The following is a 25,927-nucleotide window of genomic DNA, read 5'->3' on the forward strand; positions in this document are numbered from 1 at the left end:
ATTAGGCAGTGTCCTAAAAGCTTACTCACAACTTCTGATGCAACGTCGATTAGAAGCAAAAGCCACTACTTTTCTTACCTATACATGGAATCTTAAATCACGAACGACAATTAACTTTAAAAAGCACACAACCAGCATTTTAAATCCTTTTTTTTATTATTTTTGCCTCCCCAAATCTTATTATAAAAATGAAAGACAATATAGAAGAAGAGGTTCTTTTGAAATTTCAAAAAGGACAGATCAAGGCACCTATACTTGAGAATGAAAATGAAAAAAAGATTTTTCTGCAATTACAAAAATATAGTTTAATATATATGACTCCTGAGGGGGTATGGGTAGTATCTCAAAAAGGAAAAAATGCTTTAAAATATGGAGTTCAAAAATTTCTTACTCTAGAGAGATTTGAAGAGAGAATAGTAAAAAAGTCAATGAGTAGAGAAACAGAAAGAAAATGGATTTTCTTTGCGGTTATTCCTTTAATAGTAGTATTAGCCGGAGTACTTTGTATTAAAATTATTGCCATATAGGTTATTTTTAGTAAATCCCACGAGCTTTTAACCAGATGGTCTTTTTAATCTTTCCTCTTCATCTTTTCAAAAATATAATCAATTTTGGATATATCCTCCTCCTATAAAATTTGTCCATTGTAAGCCTGAGTAATTCCAATCCTGGAACGGCATAAAAGCTTACTCACAGCATATAAGACCTGAAATCACTTGAAAATCAATTATAAGATAGTAAACAAATGAACAGCTAGCCTTAATAACAAAACAGCTTCTTTCCGAATGCATAGAAAAACTACACATAGGTTCTGTTAATCGACTAAAATCATCCATTCACTAAATTCAATTTCAAAATAAGTTCTATTAAAAAATTTGTCCGAAACCCTGCAGGTAACAAAATATGGGACATCCATTCTAATTGAAGGCTATACTTTTAAAGAGTCAGTTTTAAAAATTCAGCCTCATGAAAACCTTAATAAACTATTGTTCAGTTGCTGCTTTACTGGTTTACCTGATCTTTCTTTCATCAGGTTGTTCGAAGGATTGGATTGATGAACAGTTGAATTGTAAGTTCTATTCATATATAAAAGTAGCTTCAACATGTGAATGTCTGGTGAATCAAGGACCCAATTGTGAAGTTAATTACAGTCAGCTCACAGAAAAAGAGTATAAACGCATCAATGCTCTTTTTGATGAAAGTGGGAACGAGTGTATGGAAATTTCCGGTGTTAATTTCTCAGGAAAGAATTTCTCAGGTATGGCTCAAAGGCCCTTTATCAATGATTGCCGTCAATTTCTCTGAATTCAAAAAGGAAAATCAGACGGAACATCTCAAAAAACCTTCTTTCCGAAATCCGAGAAAAAGCTTTTTATTGATTAGCCATAAACATCTCTTTACTTCTCTCTACTTTATTCCTCAATAATACCACTAAGAAATTTGTCCGAAAATATGTAAGAGATAAGATATCGGACATCCCTTCTAGTTAATGAACATAATTTTATATGTGAAATTTTAAATTTAACCACCATGAAATATTTAGTAGGATTTTCATTAAAAGTTGTGCTCTTATTTTACCTAATCTTGCTTAATACAGGTTGTTCGGAGGACTGGCTTGACTTAGATTTAGATTTTGATCAATGTATGTTCTATTCATATATTGATATTACAGAAACATGTGAGTGCCTGAATAATGGAGAATCAAATTGCGAAGTTTTTAACTACATGTTAAATGAAAAGGAGTATGAACGCATCAATGCTCTTTTTGATGAAAGTGAGAATGAGTGCCTGGAAGTTTCAGGAGTGGATTTCACTGGAAAAAATTTTTCTGGTATGTCTAAAAGACCCTTTGTTGACTATTGCCATAAATTTTTTCAGGGTTAGCATCTGAAAAGTTAGAGAGAAGGTATTACTTGATAATCTTACGTAAAACTGCTTCCAGAATACACAGAAAAAAGTTTTCATTTGATCTTTCATCATTCTAGGTAGCCCCTAATTCTTGATAAAGAAAAATATGTGCTAAATTATATTGAAAACATAATACCAGACATTTATGAGAATCTATTTTAATATTTCTGCTTTAACCATGATTACATAAAAGCTTACGTATCTGTTCATTAAACCGCTTACTGCCTGGGAGGTGACATAACAACCCAACTTTAAATTAAATGTCATGAAATTATATTTCATAATAATATTAATAATAATGGCAAGCCCAGTAAAAAGCCAAACTTACCTCTTAAAAAAGGATCTGATAGAAAGGGACAGGAAAGACTTCTTAGGCTGTATAAAAGAGGTTTTCGATACTGAAGAAAGCATATCGTTTAATTTGGGAACTGGGGATTTAAAATCTTCCCTTATTGAAATAGAAAATGATACTCCCGTAAGCACTGAATATCTTGATAAGTTGAAGGATTCCTTATCCAGAAACCCATCAGATTTTAAACTACTAATGGAAATAGGAGAATATTACTATAATATTGAAGACAAAAACAACAGCAAAAAGTATTATAGCAGGGCGCTGGAACATCTGGAAGCAAGTCATTCTGATGAAGATTTGGCATCCTTCTACTGCAACAGAAGCATCATAAAATCTAAATTAGGAATACAGGGTTTTGTTGAAGATGCGGAAAAAGCTCTTTCATTAAATCCAAATGAAGTTACTACACTCTCTTTTTACCCGATGTATCTTATTTCTAAAAGGGAATTTGATAAGGCAAAAACTTTCCTTGAAAATTCATTGGTAGAGGATCGCCCGGTACCGGAATCATCAATTATGTTTTTAGCTCTAATTAATCTCCTGGAACATTCTGAGGAAATCTATAAAGCATATAATGATCCTGGTCTTAACGAAGAATTCAAACAAACTCATTACGAAGAATTAATAGATTGGTCGTCAGTCCGAATTTATTTACCAAAATTGAAAGACGGGCAAACCAGAGAGAACCTTGAAAGATTACTGAATTTTTATAACCTTTTGGCGAAGGTTCTATTTTCCGATAAAAATGAAAAAGGTCAAATAATTTTTACCTTCAGCCAAATTGAAATAAAACAAATTAAAGAATTGAAAAGCTGGCTGATCAGTTCTTTAGATAATAAAACCTTAAATAAATACACTGCCTACAAATGCCTCGGAATTATCAGTTTCTGTCTTGGAGATGAAGAGAATGCAATAGTTTATTATCAAAAAGCACTACACTCATTTCCAAAGAATAAACCAAAAACAGTATTTAATCCTGACGAGGCCTACGCCATTTTATTATTTTTTTACAGGCAGTTTGGTAAGAACACAGATTACGAAAACCTGCTTCTAAAAAAAATCTCAGGGGCACGGATAAAAAACATTTCAGATTACATCAATTTGTCTAAATTCTATATCACGGAAGATCAAATTGAAAAGGCGCGATTCTACATTAACGAAGCAGAGAAAATAAATTCTGAAAATTTTGATGTTTGTCGCTTAAAAGCTCACCTTGGATATATTGAGGGTACAGAAATAATACGTGAGGGTCTTTACATGAATAAAGCATTTCGCTTCATAAAAGATGATGATGATGCATATCGCTTTTATTTACAAAGCGCTATTTATCATATGCTCAATGAGGACCCGAAAGAAGCATTTAATAATTTAATAACTATTAAAGAAAACAGAGAAAATTGTGAGACATGTGATAGACTTCTAACAGAATATTTTAAAATTGAATAATCATGAAAAAGTTTGTTTATATATTATTAATTACAGGCATTCTACATTCATGTTCTACAGATGATACAGTTGAACCTTTAATAAGTGTAGATATCAAAGAAGGAATTTTAGGTGAATGGCATGTAGAATGGGATTGCCATCGCTCTCATAGCTGGACTTTTTATGAAGATGGTCGCTTCGATTTAAATTTTATGGGTAGAACAAATACTGGCGGTTATTCCCTGGTGGGAAGAAATCTCACCGTAAGAGGTTATAATGATATTGGAGGAGGAGAAATGAGCAGTACGATAATGGTTCTTACTCCAGACAGATTAGAATTGGACGACCCTTCCGACTGGAGTATAGATTATAAATTTATAAGAGTTTGCAATTAAATCTTTACAGTTTTCGGTCTCAAAATCCCTAACACCAAACTGTCCTGAGCCCTACTTTTTTCATCAGAAAAGTCTTTATAATAACATGATAAGTAATGTTATTAAGACGGATGAAAAGGCTATGATGGTCATACTTAAAATTAAAATGCTTTCTTTAGCAGCTAAGTATTCTTTTTTAAATTCCTGATCTTTTTCGGCTAATTCTTTCATTGACACATCAATATCCACAAATATATCATTCACTAAAATCTTTTAAAATACCTTTTTTAAGGTATTTTCCGCATTTTTTATAATAATAAAGAACTGGGGTAGACCATTAAGAAACGTCAGTAAAGGATATTAAAAAAGAACCCCTAAAAACAAAAAAGCCTCTTTCCGAATACAACGAAAAAGCTTCTCGTTGATTATCTAAAATACTAAGCGTACTTATAAAAAAACACAAACAATATCGTATTTCAAAACTGTATTTGGTCCTATTGGAGATAAAGATGCATAATAGTGGACAGTTACCATAAATTTAAGGTTAGAAGAATAGCAACTATATCAACTTAATCGATATAGAATGCTATCTATGGCAAAATAATACTAGGGGTATATGAAAAAGGAGTAGTATTTTAATACCAGTTAGCCTTTGAAGTTTAATTTTTTTAACATTGACTTATATTCTGGTTCTCCCCGAATACATTGCAGATCTATATCATGCATTTTCGCAATAATGGGAATATCGCCAGCTGAATAGCTTTTTTCAAGATAATCTAATGCCCTCTGGGGTTCTCCAATAATGCAGCACAATGGTATAAGTACGTGATAATTTTTATATTCATCAAACTTCAATCGATTATCGATATAATATTCAACAATACCATTAATACCATATTTTTGATAAACCATATTTATTTCAGAATCATTTCTTTTAAAGCCGGGAAGCAATGTTAGTTCGGTAATAAGATGGTTCATGGCTTTTTGATCTTCACCCAATTTGATATAAATCAGCGCATACATCATATACCACTTAGAACCAGTTATTTCATTGGCTTTTTCAACAGCTTCAAGCGCTTTCTCAAACTCATAATTATTGTAGTAAATAATAGCACTAACGCTATTCATAATAGAGGAATTTGGATTGGATTTAAGAGCAAAATCAATTTGTTCACGTGCTTCTTTCTTCCTACCCAATATGTTTAAAAGCTCAGCGTAGTACTGGTGAGCCGTACCATCATTAGATTCCTGATTCAAACCAAGTTTAAACTCATTTTCGGCTTGTTCAAAATCTCTATCAAACCACATGGATAAAGACCCCAGTACAGAATAAGCCGAAGATAAATCTGGATCTAATGACAGTGCCTTTTTTGCATATGTTCTCGCCTTTTCAACATCTTGCTCTCTATCATACCATGCCCACCATCCCATAATAAAATAAGCATCTGCTAATCCGGCATAGGCTAGGGCATATGTTGAATCCAGCTTTATGGCTTCTTCAAAATAATGAACACTCTTTTTAAGTTCCTCCTTTGTTCTCCTGTGCCAGAAAAAACGACCTTTGAGGTATAGATTATAGGCTTCAACACTTTTAGTTGGGGTTTCTTCAATCTTTGTCAGATTAGACCGCGAAAGGTTTTTTTGTAGGTTTTGGGCGACTTCTTTAGCTATATCGCTCTGCAAGCTGAAAATATCCTGGTATGTCCTCTCATAGCTTTCAGCCCAAAGGTGATTATCCTGCTTAGCATCAATCAATTGCACCACCACTCTTACTTTATCGGCATCCCTTTGAATACTGGCCTCCATTACATGGGTTATATTTAGTTCACGTGCAATTTCAGGTATGGTTTTATCAGTCTCCCGATATTGATCCATGGTAGTTCTTGAAAGAACATTAATACCCTCAACTCCCGACAGATGATTAAGTATAACCTCCATAACCCCATCAGCAAAATACTGGTTCGAGGGATCATCACTAAGATTTTTAAAGGGAAGCACACCTAAAACCACTATCTCTGATTTAGTTGAACTACCTCCTGAAACACTCACGAATACATAAGATAAAATAACCACAGCTAATACTCCTATTAGAATCAACACTGCCCTGCTAAAAAGCGGTTTAACCCCGGATTTTAATGTTTTCAGGAAATCATTTTCCTTTGGTTCTTGCTGTTTGTTTTTTATTTCTCCTGGCGAACATTTATAGCGTTCGTGGAAGCACTTCGAAAAGTAGGATGGACTTTTGAAACCAACAGCATAAGCTATTTCTGAAACGGGGGAAACATTGTTCTTCAAAAGACCATAGGCTTTATGCAGCCTGAACCGTTTAATAAACTCACTGGCCGTTTGTCCCTTTATCTCATTTAGCTTTCTATGCAGTTTTGAACGGCTAACACCTGCGGAAGTAGCCAATTCGTTGACACCAAAATGCTCATTATGGAAGTTTTTCTCCAAAATATCATTGAGCTTGGAAATAAAAGCCTCGTCCATTGAAATCTGCTCCTCCATACCTTAAATTATCTGCAAACATTTGATTTACATTAATTTACAACTAAAAAATAATTAGTTCAAAAATTTTGAGTTTAATCAGCTCATTATCAGGAATAATTAAATTTTGACACATTAATTATTCAAAATGACACATAGCTTACAGAACCTGGAACATACTACTGCCGTAATTGGACAACTAACACTTAACTTTAAAGGTGTTATTGATTGTTTAACTAAAAGGTAATAAAAAATGAAAGCGTTTAAAGTACTATTTGTTTTAGGCAGCATGTTATTCATGTTAACTGCCTGTGAAGAGCCTGAAGACCTCAATACTCAGGATAAACTAACTGAATTAAACCTGCAGGCAAAAACATCTAATCATGTGGGGGTTCCGTTTAAAGCCAGGTTATTTACAGAACAGGCTGAGGATGCATTAACTGAGATATGTTCATTCACATCACCTAATGATTTTTGGGCAATGGAACATCAAATAGGCGGTGGTAATGCCACGCATCTTGGTAATTTCAATGTTGATTTTAAATTTTGCTTTCACATTGCTTTGGATGACCAGGGTTTCCCTGATTTAGAAAGCGGATTCGGCCAATATAATGGGTCGGAAGGAAGTACAGCACCACTTATTGTGGCTGCGAACGGGGATCAATTATTTGCTGAAGTACGAGAAGAATCTGAACTTATACCAATTCAAAATGAAAAATATAATTTTGAATTTGATGATATATGGTACATCACCGGAGGGACCGGACGATTTGAAAATGCTTCCGGTGAATTTGTGGGTTATGGACTGGTTAGAAGTGATGGAACTGGAACCGATCATGTTTGGGATGGTACTATTATTTTAAATAAAAACTAAACATTATAAAAATTTTGGGGCTTCATCAATCAAATAGCATAGGCAACCTCCTAAAGGATTACCTTCAATATACTCTTCCTTGATCCGTTTTGACCAACACCATAGTTTAAGGACCGTATCATCACCATTTTGGTCAAACCGGTCAGGGAAGGCCTTAATCCAACCGACTTCGCATCTCATTAAAAATGAATTCAAAGTCTTACTAAACTTGGGGCTAAAACTATCCAGTTTCCATTTTGGACAACAGAAGTAATTTTGGGGTTTCGAATTGCTAACCTTACTGAAGAAAAAGTTCTTGAATTAAATTTTAACGTCCAGCCCTAAAAACAAAAAAGCCTCTTCCCGAATACACGGAAAAAAGCTTCTCATTGGCTAGCACCTCTCAGTGCTAACTACACATCCCGACAAGTCGGGACAAACAACACAACTAATCATTAGTGCCAAAAAAAGCCCCCAGTTTCGTAGGAGCTTTTTTGCAAATTTGCGTTCTGGACGTGACTCGTACAAAAATGACAAGATGACCAAACGGTATTCAGAACCTTTAACTACTATTTATTTCGGTTTCATTGTGGATCTGGAAGTCGGACAATCATTATCAATTTTAGTATTTATGAGACTACTTCTAAAAAACCCATCTTTCCCAAAATCAAAAGAAATATTAAATGACACTAACTATATTGAACAGGAACTCTAAGGGGCCATCGAATTCATCCTAAAAATTTGTATTGTATATTGTATAACAGAAAAAATAAATACTTGAACGGTACTTTATTCATTTCCTTAGTTTAGTCTTAGGCCCTATTATAACTTTAGAAAACTAATTGTGGAATATTTTGCATTTAATCATTTGGAATAAAAAGATAAATTCACATTAGGGTACCTTAAAATTACATTTGAGGTATTTACTAAGTTTATCATTTCAAAAACTATGAAATATTTAATAATCGGAGCAGGTCCCAGTGGATTGGCGGTAGCAAGGGCATTAAGAAAAAACAATATCGCCTATGAACAAGTAGAGGCGGAAAGTCAACTTGGTGGAAACTGGTCACACGGTGTTTATGAAAATGTGTATACCGATGTGTGTAAAGACTTAATGCAATTTTCTGATTTCCCCATGCCTGAATCTTATCCCGATTTTATTTCTAAACACCATATGTTGGATTATCTAAATGCGTATGCAAATCATTTTAATCTTATACAAAACATAGAATTCAATACCAAAGTTATATGGGTTTGTTCTATTGAAAACAACCAATGGAAAGTTAACTTTCAAGATGATTCATTTAAAATATATAAGGGCGTAATTATTTGCAATGGTCATCATTGGGATATGAATTTTGCTAATATAAAAGGAAAATTCACAGGTGAATTCATTCATTCCAAACAATATAAAAGGGTCGAGCAGTTAGTAAATAAAAGAGTTTTGGTCATTGGTTCTGGAAACTCGGCAGCCGACATTGCCTGTGAAGCTGCGAGGGTGTCAACCAATTCAATCATGAGTATTAGAGACAGCCCCTGGATATTTCCAAAATCATTTATGGGTGTTCCACTTGGACGCAATAAATTTAGGAGAGCTCCTAAAATAATACAACCATTGTTAATAAAGCTGCTGTTAAAATTAACTTTTGGAAAACACTCCTCATACAATTTAGCCCCACCTCGTCACCGAGTATTTGAAAAGCATCCAACCATAAGTGAAGAGCTTCCTTATTACTTAAAACATGGTAGAATAAAAATTAAACCACCGATTCTTAAAACAAAAGATAATTTTGTCTGGTTTCAAGATGATTCAAAAATGGAGTTTGATATCATCGTTTCTGCAACTGGATTTCATTTGAGTTTCCCCTTTTTACCGGACGAGTTAATTCGCAAAGATGGCAAGAATCTTAAATGTTTAGGGTATTCTGTATACCCAGATTATAAAGGCCTGTTTTTTATGGGTTGGCCTCAGGTAAGAGGAGGTATTGGTTCGTTAGCGACTCTATTTTCAAACGCCCTCGTTGATTTGATAAAAGTTGAAGAAGCTCTTAATATACCATCTGGAAAGGTGTTGATGTCTCTTAAAAATAAGGAAAGTACAACTCATCTTTATGGGGCAATTGATATATACCAATGGGTGAAGAAGCATCCTTTTAAACGGCTGATAAAAGCAGGTGAAAAGTTATCAAATAAGGAACATTTGAATCCAATTACCACAGCATACCAAAAACACGACTAATGAGGTTGAAAATAGTGGCAGAGGTGTTATTTAATGAATCAATAAACAGATTACTCAATCCGTCAACTATCATGGAGAAATTCTCTGGTGTAATAAGTGATTTTGAATTCGATTATGAATATGGGTGTTTATTGAATTCAATTGAAAGTGATTGAATATAGTTTTGACTTTAAAACTTCCAATTCATGTATCAAATTTGATTTGTTTTGCTTTATCTCCCAGCATCATCTCTAATATTTCCTGTGGTTTTATATACAAACCTATTCTTGCCAGTTTAGTGCTCAATTGGCCAATAATATGATTATACAATACATCAGATTCAACTCCAAAAGCACGGAAAGCCTGAATAAGATGATGATTTTCATCTTTGTCGCCATAAACCGATTTCATAATTTTTTTTAAAGCCATTTTATTTCTTATTCTTTCCCAATTTCCTGTCTTCCTGAAAAGTTCATTATACATTGCAACACATAGATCAATATGCCTTTTTTCATCCTGCGTTGAAATAGTTGTGCAAATGCTACAGAATAATTTCTCTGGCATGTATTTTTCATTAGCAAAAAATTCGAGATAGGCTGCTCCTATAATCTCAACAATAACGGCAAGGAACATGCCCGTAGCCGGCATAAACCGTGCAAGCCACATATATCGGTTGGCCCCTTTGATCAATTTTGCTGAAATATATTCCTTGGCTTCCAGTTTTTCTACTAGATATCGGCGGAAAGTGGCCGAATGTTTTGCCTCATCCCGGATAAAGGTTGTCATTGCTTCCTGTATCTCCCGGTAACGTTTATAATGGATAATCCCCATCGTTAAAGGAGCAATTGCACTTTGCTCAACAACCAAAGCATGATTGGCAATATCCTTAAGAGCGCGAAGTTGCCTTTGAAGTATAAGGTCTTTGATTATAGATCGATCGATATCAGATGATGGTAATTCTTTTAATTGCAAAGTCCGGTCGATTAAGTCCAGTGTTTCTTTTAACTCACTTAACAACTTAGGCTCAATTAAAGCTAATTCGCTGTGGATTTTCGATTGTAATTTTTTCTTTTCACTCTTATTTAGTGCTTTTGTTTGCTTTAATTCTTCCCTGAGTTGTTCGAAACGCTCAGTTAATTGAAGTATTTCATGTGTCTGTTGCTGTCTCTCCTTTTCTGTTTGAAGCTGCTTAACATTTACTCCTTCTCGAAATAATTCTAATCGCTGCAATTCTTTTAAATCGTTCAACTCAAATTGTATTATCTCCAGCTGATCTTTCAATTTTTTAATTGATTTTTCGAACAATTGAAGTGGAGATTGGATTAATAAAGCCTCCCGAATAATAGTGCTTTCAAAAGGTATACATTCTCCAATATCCCTAAGTGCATCTTCTTTAAATGGTAGTCCATGTTCCTTGATTGATTCAATTTCGCCTTCCAACTTTTCTTTTACCATAGGCAAAACCATCATTACTACTTTATAAAGCCCATCCTCATTAAAATTCTCCAGATTAAGTTTCAAGGCATCCGAAACACTTTGAGTCCAATCGAATTCAGTTTCTTTATTCCAGTATTTTTCTTCACAATCCCTGGTATACTTTGTAAAGTCATGGGTAGGTGTTATATAATAATCAGGCCTGCCTCTGTCTGAAATTTTATGGGATGAAGTATTTCTCATTCTGATATTGAGTTTAAGGCTTGTAGATTATTTGACCTTTTCATGAAAAGGTCTATAATTCATTTTAATAGAACTTTTTTATTCAAGTATGGAATTATGAATACTAGGGCCACTTAATAATAATTCATAAGAAAAATACGTTAAAACTTACTATTGATAAAAAAACTAGTCATAATTTAAATATCGAATTGAAAAATTATTCTTTTAAAGAAGTAGGATATTAATTCCTATTGCAATCCTATTTGTGAAAATCCCCACTGCTTAAAATGTAGCAATAGACATCTTTTTTTACCTATTGGGATGTCCCTGTTGTACAACCGAGTGAGAAGCTAGAATTATTAATTTCGATGCTTAAATAAGCAAATTTAAAACTTACAAAAATCGTTCTTCTAAATAATTTATATCTTATTCAGTGATATGAAACTTTTTTCTAAAATAGCCTCTATCATTTTGGCATTTATTGCTCTTCTCCATCTTTCAAGGATTATCTTGAATACTGAAGTTATCATAAACGATAATACAATACCAATGTGGGTTAGTATTATGGGTTTTATTGTGCTATCCATAGTGAGTATTGGATTGTGGAGAGAAACAAAATGACACCATTCGAGTTTGAAAAACTGTGATCAAATGGGAAATATAGGTAGTCTCGATTGTTATCTTCAGACACTCTTTTTTCCTATGGCATCCACCACCAAAATTGAATCAAATTATTATTATTTCACCACTTCTTGTTAATTTAAATAAAGCTATGAAAACAATAAAATCGAATCTATTATATTGATTCAATGGTATTTGATTAGTTATTAAATATGTTATGTTTTAAGCATAATCTTATTCTTCTCTTTTGTTCTTTCTGGTTATACATTCAAAATTTAGAGAAATTAAACTTAAGACGCATAACTCAAATAGGCCGTACGCCTCTTTCCGAATACACGGAAAAAAGCTTCTCATTGGCTAGCCAAAATCCTAACAACATAGGATTATAACTCGGCTAACTAAACTTTAGGGCCAAAAAAAAGCCTCCAGTTTCGTAGGAGCTTTTTTGCAATTTTACGGTCTGACCCGGATTGAAAATTAAATCAAAAATTGGACAATTTGAACTTATTTATTGATCTGTCAGGTGAATTCAAATTTTTGAGGTAATTGCCTGACCCATTATAGCTCTTTCAAGGTTTCAAGAAGTACTTAAACTTAAAAATGAATTCCTTCCTGTCATAATACAGGAAAACCTAAGGTTATTCTTGAACTTAATTTACGGTTCCAATTTTGGGGAAATGGTCGCAATTATTTTTGTAACTTCTTAAACCCTTTAGATGGAAAAAGTCCAATCCTCTTATTTATGAAAAAAGTTTTCCCATTACCGATTTATGTTATTACCTGTATGATACTTAAAAATGGTATTTCGTTAAGAGGATTGAGAAATCTGCCACCATGGATGATTAAAGCATTGGTATTTGAACCATTGCGTTGGGTTGAACTAACTTATAATAGTAAGATCAAGGATCATGTAATTTTAAAGGATCCTATTTTTATCCTCGGCTTTTATCGAAGCGGGACTTCATTTATGCATGAATTTATTACGCAGGACGATCGTTTAGGATATCATACGAATTTTCAAATGGTCTTGCCAGAGATCATGTTGTGTAGTGAAAGGTTCCTATCTCCTTTTTTTGATTTCATTTGCCGGGTTCTTAATATTCAAGATCCGGTTCATAGAATCCGTATGTCATTCAAATTTCCGGGAGAAGAAGATGCCGCAATGACCACAGGGTTTAATATTAGAGGTGCTCACTGGGGTTATTTTTTTCCTAAAATTATGATGAGTCATATTCAAAAATATGTGCTATTTGATAACATTAAGAATTCAGAAATAAGAGGCTGGAAAAATGATTTTGTTTTTTTATTAAAGAAAATTTCTCTTGCCAATAAAGGAAAACAACTGGTTTTGAAGAGCCCCCCAAACACCGCCAGGGTAAAATTATTACTCTCTCTATTTCCCAATGCTAAATTTATCTTCATTCATAGAAATCCATATGATGTCTATGCCTCTAATAAGCGATTTATGAAACTCACCTATAAAATTTATGCAATGGGAGGAACAAAGAACATTAATACCACGGACCATATTTTGGATACCTATACCCAATACATGAACAAATATTTATCAGAAAAGAATTTAATACCAGATGGTCAGTTAATAGAAATACGGTACGAAGATTTTATTAAAAGGCCGATGGAAAGCATGAACAATATTTATACAGCCCTCAACCTAAATGAAATTAAATATTGTGAAAAAAAGATGATGAGCTATATAAATAGCAGAAAAGGTTACAAAAAGCTAGAACATAATCTTCCGCCGGATGAAAAGTCAATAGTTACTAGTAGATTAGAAACGTTTATCAAACAATGGAATTATCAATTGATGTGATCGGTTTTTAAAAATTTTGTCAACTCAGCAATTGTTTGATATTCAAAAAGATTCTCGATACTAATTTGATAGCCATACATATTGGCTTTGGCAACCATTAAAATACTTTGAACTGAAGCGCCACCAAGATCAAAAAAATTATCATGAATACCAACTCTATCCACTTCAAGCAAGTTTTGCCATATTGTTGCGAATATTTCCTCATCTTCATTGCGAGGGGCAACGTATCCAGATCGATTTTCCAGGTCTTCCGGTTCTGGCAATGACTTTCTATCTATTTTCTGATTTTCTGATAAAGGTAAGTCGTCCATTCTAACAAAGAAAGAAGGGATCATATATGAAGGTAACACCGAAGCAAAGAATTCCCGGAGTGAATCATTATCTGGATTGGTGTTTGGTTTCGGCACAAAATAAGCCACTAATCGCTTTACACCGGAAGCCTCTGTTTTGCTTAAAACAATACCTTCATTAACCATTGGATGTTGAATCAAAATAGCGGTAATTTCACCTAATTCCATTCGCTGGCCTTGAATCTTTACCTGATCATCAACACGCCCAAGGAATTCAATTTCATAACCAGGTAAATATCGAGCGAGATCACCTGTTTTATACATACGTTTTCCAGGTTCAGATTGGAAAGTTTGAGTAATGAATTTTTCCTTAGTTAGTTTCGGACTGTTCAGGTAAGCCCTTGCCAAGCCTTCTCCTGAAATATAAATTTCGCCAATTACGCCTACAGGTGTTGGCTGAAAATAACGGTCTAAAACATAAATCTGGACATTATCAATTGGTTTCCCAATGGTTATAGGACAATCACCTTTTTTTATTTGCCCCACGGTAGTCCAAACAGTTGTTTCTGTTGGACCATACAGATTGAAAAGTTTATTAACCCTTTCTAACAACTGATCTGCCAACTTTCGCGTCAGAATATCTCCACCACATAGTGCTTTCAATTCTGGGTTACCCTTCCATCCCGTATCAAGTAATAATTGCCATGTTGCGGGTGTGGCTTGCAAAAGGTTTATATTTTGATCCTTTATTTTTTTTGCCAGTAATACAGGATCCTTTGCCATCTCTTCACCTGAAATTATAACTCTAGCTCCTACAATTAATGGTAAAAATAATTCTAATGTAGAGGGATCGAATGATATAGAGGTTAAGGCCAGTACAACTGAATTATCTTTAATCCCAGGATTCGCTTTCATAGACCAGAGAAAATTTACGAGCGATCTATGACTTATCATAACCCCTTTGGGTTGTCCGGTTGATCCAGAAGTATAAGTCATGTAAACAAGATCATTAGAATGAACAGAGGATTGCAGATTTGAAATCTCTGCTTCGGTATGCTTTAATAAATCGTTGATGTTTAAAACAGTGCCCCTAAATTCATTTAGATCATCAATTTTTATGTTTGTTATGAGCAAATTAGCATTTGCATCGTCCAGTATAAATTTGATTCGTTCCGGAGGAGAATCTATGTGAATTGGGATGTAAGTTCCGCCAGCCTTCATCACTCCTAAAAGGGTTTCAATAATTTCAGGAGATTTCTTCATTAAAATCCCAACACGAATTCCAGGGCCAACACCAAGTTTTTGAAGTTCCAATGCTAAACTATTTGTTCGATCATTGAGATTTTTATAAGTTATTTGAAGTTCTCCCTGTTTTAAAGCTATAGCCTCAGGTGTTTTTTTTACTTGATCTTCAAAAAGCTGATGAACACACCTATTGTAAGGAAAAACTGATTCAGTTTGATTTATTCTTTGAATCGTATTTTGAAACTCCTCTTCGCTAATTAACCGAAGTTCCTTAATGGGCTTATCTGTTTGATCAATAGCATAATTAAGAATATCACGATAATACCTGAACATTTTATTAATGGTACTTAATTTAAACAGATCTGTATTGTATTCAATCGTCACGTGACATTGGCCTTTAATTTTGGAAACCATCAGGGTCATATCATATTGTGACACCCCTTTATCTAATTCGAGAAAATTTGTTTCAAGTCCCTGGATTTTGAGATTGGGCATTGGCGCATTTTGAAGATTAAATACAACCTGAAACAGCGGTGGACGGTTCATGTCTCGTTTTGGCTTTAGAAGCTCCAATAGGTTCTCGTAAGGAAAATCCTGATGTGCGAAAGCCTCAAGTGACATCTTTCTTACCTGTTTGAGTATTTCTCTAAAGCTTAACTCTCCATTTATTTTAGTCCTTAATACAAGGGTATTTATAAATACACCAATCAGGTTTTGAAGTTCTGGATGATTTCGATTTGCAACAGGAGTACCCACAAGGATGTCGTCCTGCCCACTAAATCTATGTAACAAAATATAAAACGCAGATAGCAAGGTCATAAACAGGGTAGCGTCTTCTTTTCTACTCAACACTTTAATTTCATTGGTAATTTCTTCTCGTAAAACAAATCGGTGGGTGCCTCCTTCAAAAGTCTGTTTTGCACCATGTGCATAATCTGTTGGAAGTTCAAGCATAGGAAGCTCTCCGCCGAGCTGTTCCTTCCAATAAGACATAGATGACTTTAATTCGGCTTGCTGTTCTTTTGTTATCTGCCAACGGGCATAGTCATAGTACTGGATTGGTAAATCCGGCAAATCAATTGGGTTACCGGTAATATTAGATTGATAAAATATCATCAATTCCTTTAGAAACACTCCCAGGGACCAACCATCTGCAATGGTATGGTGAATAACAATAAGTAGTAAAGATTCCTGCTCTTCAAGGGTGTATATTTTTAGTCTAATCAAGGGGGCCTGGGAAAGATCGAATGGTCTTAAAATTTCAGCTTCGGCCAATCGTTGAGCTTCAGTTTTTCTTTTAGATAATTCAATATTTTGTAAATCTATATTTGAAACTTTAATTTTTAGATCCTGAAGTATTTCACACGAAGGAATTCCGGACTCCATAAAAAAATGGGTTCTAAGAACTTCATGCCTGGCTAAAATTTGATTGACACTAAGCTCAAAGGAATCCAAATTTAATTCTCCTTTTAGCTCAAGGGATATTGAGAGATTATTTATTGCTGTATTTCTATCCAGCATTTCCAGGAACAAATGCCTCTGCTGTGGTAAGGATATCTTTAGCTGACTATCATTAGGTCTTCTTGGAATGGAAGTAGCCTGGAATTCCAATTTTTCCCCTTGAAGCCACTTTTCTAGCAGCTCACGTTTTGTGGATGATAAATTCTTCTTTTCCATATTCAATCCTTATTGAAAAGTCTTCTCTCAGCTTCTTCCTCAGTCATTTCTTCCATCTGCTTCAGGATTTCTTCCTCAACTATTTTTCCAAGTTTTTCAATAGTGAAGGCTTCAAAAACCTCCTGAGGATTAACACTTATGCCATATACTTTTTTTGCAGAAGCTAAAACTTGTGCGGCTAAAACAGAATCTCCTCCTAGTTCAAAAAATGAGTCTTTAATTCCAACTCGATCTATGTGAAGGGTATTTTGCCATAATTCAGTTAATTTACGTTCTACAGCATTCCTTGGAGCAACATATTCCTGACGTAAATTAGGTCTTGAGTATAATCTTGAAGCTACAGAATCCTTTCCGCCAACTTCAGCAAAAAAAGGCATACCTGCAGCGGTGGGATATAGTTCTATTAAAGTTTCCAAATCAAAAGGCAAAACAACTACCTGGGTAGAAGTTCCTTTAATTAGGAAATCGAGAACATTAAGACCTTCTTCAATTTCAATTTCTTTTATAAGATGCTGGGCAGAAACGTTTTTCTCCTGGAGTCTATCTTTAGCTTCTGCTGCCAATCCCGCCTCAGCCCAGGGTCCCCAATTAATACTAATGCATGGAAGACTTAATTTTTGGCGGTAATAGGCCATTGCATCCAGGAAAGAACTTGCAGCCGCATAATTGGCTTGCCCAGGAGAACCCAGAACTGAGACAGCTGAAGAAAAAATAACAAAGAAATCCAGTTTAAGATCTTTAGTTGCCTCATGGAGATTCCAGGTTCCATTTACTTTAGGGGCCATAACCTTTTTCATTCGACCTTTATCAAGGTTAAATATTGAACCGTCATCTATAATTCCGGCCGCATGAATTACTCCTTTTAATGGTGGGAAATTTTCTTCGATCTGCTTAAAAATTCTTTGAACCTTGGCCTTATCACTAACATCTGCTTTTGCAATCATTACCTCAACACCTTGTTTTTTAATTACATCTAAATGATGTATTGCAGATTTTGAGGGATCACTTCTTCCTAATAGCACCAAGTGCCTAGCTCCTCGTTTCGCTAACCACTTGGCAACGGAAAGGCCTAAGGCTCCGAGCCCTCCAGTGATGAGGTAGGTATGATCTCCAGAAAAATATGACCTGCCAAGTACGATCTTCTTTTCAAAGGCTTTTAATCTTAAGACAAAACGATCTCCGCCTCGAAATGCGATCTGGTCTTCATTGTCATTCGATGCTATTTGATTGAGAAGAAGGGTTGACGATTTATCCATAGACTGCTCAGGATCGAGATCAATACGAATACAGTTAAGTTCTGGAATTTCGAAGCTAATCACTTTTCCAAAGCCCCATATTGGTGACTGATTTGGAACAATTTCTTCGCCAGGCCCAACAAACTGGGCTCCTCTTGTAACGATACACAACTTCGGCGAGCCTTTTATATGGTTTGCCAGAGTCTTGATTAAATACAGTAAACTATTACATCCAAAAAATTCAGTTTTATCATTAGAAAATTCTTCATTTTCAGGAATTGAAATACTCCAAAGGTGAATTATTCCGTGTAATGGATCCTGTATGGTTTTAAAGATGCTTTCGATTTCACTTACCAGAATATCTTCTCTTACACTACTAAATTTTGCGATAGACAGAATATAGCAACGGTCTCCTAAATCTTCCAGTTTACTGGTAATAGCATCACCATATCCTTCACGGTCTGCAAAAATCAGCCAGTTTCTTTTGGTTGTTGATTTCTTGAAATATGGAACACATGCATTTTGTGACAGCCAGGCTAATTGATATAATCGAATGTTCTTCGTTAATGAATATTGGCTCTTTCCTCTTTCCACACGTTTCAGTTCAAAGCCGGTAAATTGTGCTACAATTTGATAGTTTTCATCGTAAAGTTGAATGTCTACCTCTATATTATTTGCTCCAGAGGTAGCCTCAGAGATATATGTTATATGACCCCATAATAACCCGGAAGGTTTACTAAAGCATCTAATATTCCCACATTTCGAAGGGAGGTATTTAAATTGATCTTCCACTGCAAAAGGGGTGCCTGCTATGATTTGAAAACATGCATCCATCAACGCAGGATGAAGATTATAATTTTGAATTTGCTCATCCGGTAAATTAACAGCATCGATTTTCCCAAGTGATACTCCATCCTTATACCAAATATGCCCTACACCTTGTAAACTCGGGCCATAGTTCATGCCTCGATGGGATAATGACTGGTAGAATTCATCTTTAGATTGTTCCCAGGAGCAGTTTTCTTTTAATGACTGAAATGACCTGGAAAAGGTTGATTGTATAGCATCCTGAGTTTCATAGGGTATGATTTCTGTTGAAACATGTACAGTCCAGTCACTACTTGATGAATCGTAGCTGTAAATTTCTAAAGAATAAAAATCTTCTTTTTTAGTAGTTAAAATAGTCTGAACCTGGGTTGCTTTTTCTTTTTGAGGAACGAGCTTATTCAGGAATGTAAAATTAGAAAGTTGGAATGAGTGACCTAAATCCGCTTCCAGTATAGCCTGCCAGGCTATTTCAATAAAAACTGCTGCCGGTAGAATAATTTCATCTTCAATTTGATGATCATTTAAAAATTTAAGTGTTTCCACGCTTATTTCTTTCTGCCAGATATAAGTCGAAGTGTTATTTGCGATTTCAATTCGCTGTCCCAAAAGAGTTGAATTAGTAGAGTAATTAGAGTTTGTCGATAGCCTGTTATTTACTGAATTCCTTATTTCATCCTCTATCCAAAAACGTTCTTTGTTATAGGGTATTGGTGGAAGAGTAACATGGTTGGTGGTATTGGAATAGAGCCTATCCCATAGAACTTTAAAACCATCTAAATAAAGAACACCGAGGCTTCTTAACAGAACTTCTCTTTCAGGTTCTTCACGACGCATAGCAGGAAGTAACCTAAATTGCCGTTTATTCGGATATAAGCATTGTTGTATAGATCCCAGTAGCAATGGATGAGGGCCAATCTCCAGTAGCGTTAAATGTTCATTTTCTTGCAATGATTTAATCGCATCTGAAAACAATACGGTGTTTCTGAGATTGTTCACCCAATAGTTGGCGTCAAATGAAAGGTGGTTGGCCTTCTCTCCAGTAACTGTAGAATAAATCGATATTTTAGGAGTTTGAGATTTAATCCCACTTAACATTTCGATCATTTTTGACCTCAATAGCTCAATTTGAGGGCTATGAGAAGCAACGTCGACTTTCACCCATCTGCAGAATAAATTTTTCCTGTCGAGATCGTCCATTATAGTTTGAAGGATTTCCGTATCTCCTGAAAAAATTATGGAATTAGGGCCATTTATAGCCGCAACAGAAATTTCATTTTTATATTCCGAGCATATGTTTTCTGCCTCTTCATGAGTTAGTTCAGTGGCAAGCATACTTCCTTTACCGCTAAGATCTATCAGGAGTTCGCTACGCAGACAAATTACCTTTATGGCGTCTTCCAGTGAAAGAATTTCAGCAGTATAGGCTGCGGCAATTTCTCCCATGCTATGTCCTATTACTGAGTCTGGTGTAATTCCCCAAAATTTTAAAAGCTCTACCATTGCAACTTGGATGGCAAATATTGTTGGTTGAATTATATCAATTCTCTGAAGGTAAAGTTCTGAATCTTCATCAAGCATTACATCTCTAAGTGACCAATTGAATTCTTTTTTAATAATATGATCTATTCGATCGATAACCTCTGAAAAAACTGGCTCACTGGTCAATAGCTCACAACCCATTCCAAACCACTGGCCACCCTGGCCGGAGAACACAAAGGCCAGTCTTGGAGATGTTTTTGGGGCCATATTTACTGAAATAAGATTGGCATCCTGCTCTCCATTAATATAGGCTTTCAGCCCATTAATTAATTCACTTCTGGATTTGCCTATCGTTGCTAACCGAAATCCAAATTGGCTCCGCCTTTTTCCGGCAGCATGGCATATATCGTATGTAGAATTAGAAAATTCAGATTCAAGTAACTTAATAAAGTCTTTGGCCATAACACGAAGACTTTCATTATTCTTTGCTGAAAATGGTAAAATCTTATAAGATGTTAGTGCATCGTTTTCAGTTTTATTTGTTTTTATATTCTCCTCTGGTTCAGTCAAAACAAGGTGAACATTGGTGCCACCAAACCCAAATGAGCTCACACCTGCAATTCTTTTACCTGTATCCCAGGATGCAAGCTTATTCTGAACTTCTAGATTGAGCTTATCAAATTCGATATGAGGATTAGGTTTTTTAAAATGAAGGCTCGGCGGAATAGCCTCGTTTTTCATTGAAAGGACAACTTTTATAAGTCCCGCTATCCCTGCAGCCGCTTCCAGGTGACCAATATTGGTCTTTACTGAACCGATGGTACAAGGAATTCCTTTTCGGTTTCTTCCGATGATACTTCCCAGGGCAGTTGCTTCCATGAAATCCCCTAAAAGAGTTCCTGTGCCATGGGTTTCAACATATTGGACGTCTCCGGGAAAAACACCTGAAGCTTTATATGCATCAGCAAGAAGTTTCTCCTGAGATTCGCTACTTGGTGCCATCAATCCATTAGTTCGGCCATCCTGGGACATAGCGCTTCCAGGAATTAGCGCGAGAATAGGATCTCCATCGACCAAAGCTTTAGAATAGGATTTAAGAATGATCATCCCACCACCTTCACCGCGAACATATCCGTTGGCTTGTGCATCAAAAGTTTTGCATTTACCGTCTGGAGCTAAAACTCCCGCTTTCGTAAAAGCAATTGAATGAGCTGGTGATAAAATAATGTTAGAACCACCAGCCAAGGCCATCGAGCATTCACCATTTCGTATGCTTTGGCAGGCTAAATGTACTGCGGCAAGTGAGGATGAGCATGCCGTGTCTATAGCCATACTAGGCCCGCAAAAATTAAAAAAATAGGAAAGACGGTTTGCCGCAATGGACAATGCGCTTCCAATGCCGGAATGGCTTGAAATAATATCAGGATTTTGAAAAAGAATATTTCCGTATTCATTAATAGAAATTCCTATGAATACTCCCGTTTTTGAACCATCAATATCTTCCTTACTTAGACCAGCATTATCAATCGCTTCAAAAGATAATTCTAGCAATAGTCGTTGTTGCGGATCCATATGTTTCGCTTCGTTTGGCGAAATCCCAAAAAAGAATGGATCGAACTCATCAACAGTATCCAAAAATCCTCCCCATTTAGAACTAGCTTTACCCGCAAATGCAGGATCTGAATCATAGTAATCCTGCTTATCCCAACGGTCAGAAGGAATTTCTCTAATCGCATCTATTCCATCTTTAAGCAATTGCCAGAATGAGTCTAAATCATTGGCACCAGGAAATCTACATCCCATTCCTATAATGGCGATAGCCTCCTTTGAGTTGGCTGAATCATTGGTTTCCCGTGAAGTTGAATCTTTGGATTCTTTTTTTTCTGAAAGATATTTAGATAAGGCAAAAATATTTGGGTATTCATAAACCAAAGTTGGAGAGAGCCGTTGACCTAAAGTTTCCTCAAGATCACCTGAAAGTGAAACGACCTCACGAGAACTTAGTCCATAATCTACAAATTGTGTATGGATATCAATGGTTTCGGGATCTATTTCCAGTAATTCTGCAATCTCGGAAATCAACCAATTTTGAATATTTTTTTCGCTCTTCAAAACAGTAATATTTAAACCTATTGCTAATTTTTTCCTACTATATAAATGTTTACTTTTTGGTTCTTTTCCCACCAACTTGCATTTGCCAGTAAGCGGTCATTCCAGGACGCCTGTCTGGAGTAGTTTGTTGAGCTTCGCCGCCATTCTTTTTCCACATTAGGGGATATGCTTCTATTGGTGGTATTTCGTTCATCATGCTTAATTCCGGAATGTTCTGAAGTGCTTGCGCTATGTATGGAGCCAGCTTTTCATTCCTTTTTACCTCACGTTCAATTTCTCTCTTCTTAAACTGGGGTAAGACTTCTTTTGCAAAAAGTTCCATGGACCGACAAATGTCTTCGTGCCTGTAGTTGCCACATTGCTGTAAAAGGATCAATTGGTCGACTCCTGCATCTTCTAATGCACGGAAGTTTTCGATAAGATATTCCGGATTGCCAATTCCACGCATTCCTGCCTTCTTACGCTGCCGCTCTATTTCCTTATCTGTAGATGAGGGCCTTTTTTTAAATTCTTCCCATAGGTTCGTACGTCCAGGAATGTGTGTCCCGTCGCGCCAATAATGTCCTAATCCAAAGGCAAAGAACTGAGCTCCTTCCTGACCCAGTTTGAGCGCAGTATCATGATCTTCATGACACATGAAGCCAGATAACATGGCTACCTGAGGATTTACGGCCTGACCGATAGGCTGACATTCTTTTTTAAAGGTCTGATAATACTCATTTACCCAGAATCTGGCCTCTTCTGAATTAACAAATGCAAATGTCAATGCACCTACTCCTAGTTGAGCAGCTAATTTCAAACTATCCCTATTTGAACATGCACTCCATATTGGGGGATGCGGTTTCTGCACTGGTTTTGGAATTACATTTCTATGTGGCATGGAAAAGTATTTCCCTCTGAACCCCGGATAAGGATTCATAGACATCATTTTTGCAGTTTCCCGCAGAGCTTCTTCCCACATAGGACGCTTATCGATGAAGTCAACGCCAAATCCTTCTAATTCAATGCGTGATCCTGATTCACCAGTTCCCCATTCTAACCTGCCGCCGCTAAGTATATCTAAAGTGCTAAGCCTTTCTGCAATTCTAGCCGGATGATTGAAGTTAGGATTCATCACCACAATACCATGTCCCAGTCTTATTCGTTTTGTTCGTTGGGTACAAGCCCCTAAAAAAGCTTCCGGGGCCGAAGAATGACAATATTCATCGAGGAAATGATGTTCCTGAACCCAAACATAATCTATACCCAGACGATCGGCAAGTTCTACCTGTTCGAGTGCTTCGTTAAAGAGTTTCGATTCTGCGCCCTGACTCCAGGGTTTCGGTAACTGGAGGTCAATAAATATTCCGAATTTCATATAACTGCATTTTCATTTAATGTTCCCTGGAGGTATTTTTCTTTGCATAAAAAGTGCATGATTTTTCCACTAGTGGTTCTTGGAATACTGCCTGTAACAGTTAGTTTTATATCAAAAACTGGAAGTTCATATTCTTCTGAAATAGCCTTTCTGATGTCTTTTAATAGCTCAGTTTTGTTGAGGTCAGAATTTCTTCGGATTTCAACAAGAACAACCAAAACTTCATTTCCAGATTTTTCAAAAGAAAAAACAGCACATCCGCCCGTCTGTATGTCCTGGTGGGATTTTTCTACTGTCCTCTCGATATCATGAGGATAATAGTTTTTACCATCAATAATGACCATGTTTTTTAGTCGGCCAGTGATAAATAATTCTCCTTCATCAATAAAGCCTAGATCTCCTGTGCGAAGAAATGTTGCATTATTTTCGCTCCTTAACTGTGCCTGAAAAGTGGACACGGTATCTAAAGGTCTGTTCCAGTACCCAGACGCCACATTAGGACCACTAATCCATACTTCTCCTATTTCATTCGCAGCACATGGCATAAGGCTTTCTGGATTGACAATCATTAGGGTGGATAATTCTGAAACCTGTCCACAACTTACTACTGGTAGGCTGTTTTCAGGCGAAGAAGAATTTATAGCCCTATGGTTTGCAAGCTCTCTTTTATTCAAGCGTTTAAATTCCGGGATTTTGGCTTTTGAAACACCAGAAACCATGAGGGTAGCCTCCGCAAGACCATAGCAGGTTAAAAAGGCCTCAGGGCGAAAACCGCATGGTGCAAAGTATTCTGAAAATCTTTCTAGCGTTTCCAAATTGATCGGTTCAGCGCCGTTGAATGCTACGTCCCAGGAGCTCAGGTCAAGGCCTTCAAGTTGATCGGGTCTTATCTTTCTTAAACAAAGTTCGTATGCAAAATTGGGTCCTCCACTTGTGGTAGCCCTGAATCGAGAGATTGCCTTTAGCCATCTAATTGGTCGTTGTAAGAACATTAAATGAGGCATTAGGGTAACAATATTCCCCGTGAAAAGAGGTTGTAAGATACCGCCAATCAGGCCCATGTCATGGTAAGGTGGTAGCCATATAACGGTCCGGCTCCTAGAGTTTTGCTCAAATGATTTTTCAATATGATACAGGTTACTAAGTAAGTTTCCATGGCTTATCATTACACCTCTAGGAGACAAGGTTGAGCCTGAGGTATACTGAAGAAAGGCTATCTCTTCTGGAATCGCACCTGGTTTAACCCATCGTTCAGGGTTTTCCATCATGTTTTCCTGATCTATTGGGATAAGAGTTAGCTTACTGAGCTGGCTTTTGATATCGGTTTGGGAATTTATTGATTTCAGTAGTGATGAATCTAGTAAAGCAACAGATGGATTGGCATCTTTAATTATTCGGAGTGTTGCAGCCAACGTTTTTTTTACACGCGCGGGATGTGGTGGGGGAAGGGGAATTGCGATAACCCGGGCATATAAGCATCCCAGGAAAGCGGCTATAAACTCTAGGCCACAGGGCAAAAGTAATATCACCCTGTCGAACTTTTTAGTATAGTTCTGTAAAGTTGATCCAATAGAACGTGCTTTAAGGTCCAATTCCTTATATGTAATACTCAACTCGTCATTTTCTCCGTCTAGTTGAAATCGGTATGCTAATTTATGTGGCTGATGATTTGCACGCCAACTCAAAATATCAACTAGAGAATTTTGAAGATCAACCATTTTTAGAAATTAAAAAACGATGATTATAATCACAGTTTCATTATAAACAATCGTTAGGGATTAGAATTTCTGTTTTGCCTGGCTAAGCTTAGAAGGTAAATTTATTGGCTTGTATTAAGAAAATGAGGCAAGTAACCTATTCAATGATTTGTGAATATTTTTTGAACCAATATCAAATTTGAATTCAGCTAGCAAAGGCTTCCACTTAAAGATATGACTTTATTTAAAATTTGAATAGGTTTTATTGCGTATATTTAAATA

At 35.9% G+C, this 25,927-nt stretch carries 16 protein-coding genes; 9 read left to right on the plus strand and 7 right to left on the minus strand.

Annotation, left to right across the window (positions count from 1 at the left end; translation table 11 throughout):
• Positions 1 to 188: 188 nt before the first annotated feature.
• From NE848_RS08235 to NE848_RS08255, 5 genes are all read left to right on the plus strand, one after another.
• The gene (locus tag NE848_RS08235) at positions 189 to 527 is read left to right on the plus strand and encodes a hypothetical protein (RefSeq protein WP_252112356.1); all 339 of its coding nucleotides are present in this window, start codon (positions 189 to 191) and stop codon (positions 525 to 527) included.
• A 439-nt stretch (positions 528 to 966) separates the two neighbouring features.
• On the plus strand, positions 967 to 1,305 hold the full coding sequence (locus NE848_RS08240) for a hypothetical protein (protein ID WP_252112358.1): 339 nt from the start codon (positions 967 to 969) through the stop codon (positions 1,303 to 1,305).
• A 225-nt stretch (positions 1,306 to 1,530) separates the two neighbouring features.
• Positions 1,531 to 1,884, plus strand: coding sequence for a hypothetical protein (locus tag NE848_RS08245; RefSeq protein ID WP_252112360.1), 354 nt, complete (start codon positions 1,531 to 1,533; stop codon positions 1,882 to 1,884).
• 289 nt (positions 1,885 to 2,173) lie between these two features.
• Positions 2,174 to 3,706 carry a tetratricopeptide repeat protein gene (locus NE848_RS08250; RefSeq protein ID WP_252112362.1) on the plus strand — a complete coding sequence of 511 codons (1,533 nt, stop codon included), beginning with the start codon at positions 2,174 to 2,176 and terminating at the stop codon, positions 3,704 to 3,706.
• A 2-nt stretch (positions 3,707 to 3,708) separates the two neighbouring features.
• Positions 3,709 to 4,080, plus strand: coding sequence for a hypothetical protein (locus tag NE848_RS08255; protein ID WP_252112364.1), 372 nt, complete (start codon positions 3,709 to 3,711; stop codon positions 4,078 to 4,080).
• Between the two features lie 75 nt (positions 4,081 to 4,155).
• Here NE848_RS08255 and NE848_RS08260 read toward each other — a convergent pair whose 3' ends face one another.
• Entirely contained in the window at positions 4,156 to 4,323 is a 168-nt protein-coding gene (locus NE848_RS08260; RefSeq protein WP_252112366.1) for a hypothetical protein, read from the minus strand.
• A 381-nt stretch (positions 4,324 to 4,704) separates the two neighbouring features.
• Complete coding sequence (locus NE848_RS08265; protein ID WP_252112368.1) at positions 4,705 to 6,567, minus strand: helix-turn-helix domain-containing protein; 1,863 nt, start codon at positions 6,565 to 6,567, stop codon at positions 4,705 to 4,707.
• 232 nt (positions 6,568 to 6,799) lie between these two features.
• Here NE848_RS08265 and NE848_RS08270 point away from each other — a divergent pair, with 232 nt between their 5' ends.
• The 3 genes from NE848_RS08270 (at position 6,800) to NE848_RS08280 (ending at position 9,793) form a co-directional block, all read left to right on the plus strand.
• Positions 6,800 to 7,420: a hypothetical protein gene (locus NE848_RS08270; RefSeq protein WP_252112370.1), complete on the plus strand. Its 621-nt coding sequence runs from the start codon at positions 6,800 to 6,802 to the stop codon at positions 7,418 to 7,420.
• Positions 7,421 to 8,348: 928 nt separating this feature from the next.
• Entirely contained in the window at positions 8,349 to 9,638 is a 1,290-nt protein-coding gene (locus NE848_RS08275; RefSeq protein ID WP_252112372.1) for a flavin-containing monooxygenase, read from the plus strand.
• Complete coding sequence (locus tag NE848_RS08280) at positions 9,638 to 9,793, plus strand: hypothetical protein (RefSeq protein WP_252112374.1); 156 nt, start codon at positions 9,638 to 9,640, stop codon at positions 9,791 to 9,793. The genes NE848_RS08275 and NE848_RS08280 overlap by 1 nt, the downstream gene beginning before the upstream one ends.
• 28 nt (positions 9,794 to 9,821) lie before the next feature.
• Here NE848_RS08280 and NE848_RS08285 read toward each other — a convergent pair whose 3' ends face one another.
• Complete coding sequence (locus NE848_RS08285) at positions 9,822 to 11,138, minus strand: coiled-coil domain-containing protein (RefSeq protein WP_252112376.1); 1,317 nt, start codon at positions 11,136 to 11,138, stop codon at positions 9,822 to 9,824.
• 1,498 nt (positions 11,139 to 12,636) lie between these two features.
• Between NE848_RS08285 and NE848_RS08290 the strand changes: the two genes are divergently transcribed.
• Positions 12,637 to 13,725 carry a sulfotransferase gene (locus NE848_RS08290; protein ID WP_252112378.1) on the plus strand — a complete coding sequence of 363 codons (1,089 nt, stop codon included), beginning with the start codon at positions 12,637 to 12,639 and terminating at the stop codon, positions 13,723 to 13,725.
• Here the strand turns inward: NE848_RS08290 and NE848_RS08295 are convergent.
• The 4 genes from NE848_RS08295 to NE848_RS08310 are packed head-to-tail and all read right to left on the minus strand — an operon-like array spanning position 13,713 to position 25,666.
• Entirely contained in the window at positions 13,713 to 16,937 is a 3,225-nt protein-coding gene (locus NE848_RS08295) for a non-ribosomal peptide synthetase (protein ID WP_252112380.1), read from the minus strand. The genes NE848_RS08290 and NE848_RS08295 overlap by 13 nt on opposite strands.
• Positions 16,938 to 16,939: 2 nt before the next feature.
• Positions 16,940 to 22,591 (minus strand): type I polyketide synthase, encoded by a 5,652-nt coding sequence (locus NE848_RS08300; RefSeq protein WP_252112382.1) that lies wholly within the window; start codon positions 22,589 to 22,591, stop codon positions 16,940 to 16,942.
• A 49-nt stretch (positions 22,592 to 22,640) separates the two neighbouring features.
• Positions 22,641 to 23,948, minus strand: a complete 1,308-nt coding sequence (locus tag NE848_RS08305; protein WP_252112384.1) for an LLM class flavin-dependent oxidoreductase — start codon at positions 23,946 to 23,948, stop codon at positions 22,641 to 22,643.
• Entirely contained in the window at positions 23,945 to 25,666 is a 1,722-nt protein-coding gene (locus NE848_RS08310) for a fatty acyl-AMP ligase (RefSeq protein WP_252112386.1), read from the minus strand. The genes NE848_RS08305 and NE848_RS08310 overlap by 4 nt, the downstream gene beginning before the upstream one ends.
• Between the last annotated feature and the right edge of the window lie 261 nt (positions 25,667 to 25,927).

This window comes from Gramella jeungdoensis (assembly GCF_023805255.1).
Classification (GTDB): domain Bacteria; phylum Bacteroidota; class Bacteroidia; order Flavobacteriales; family Flavobacteriaceae; genus Christiangramia; species Christiangramia jeungdoensis.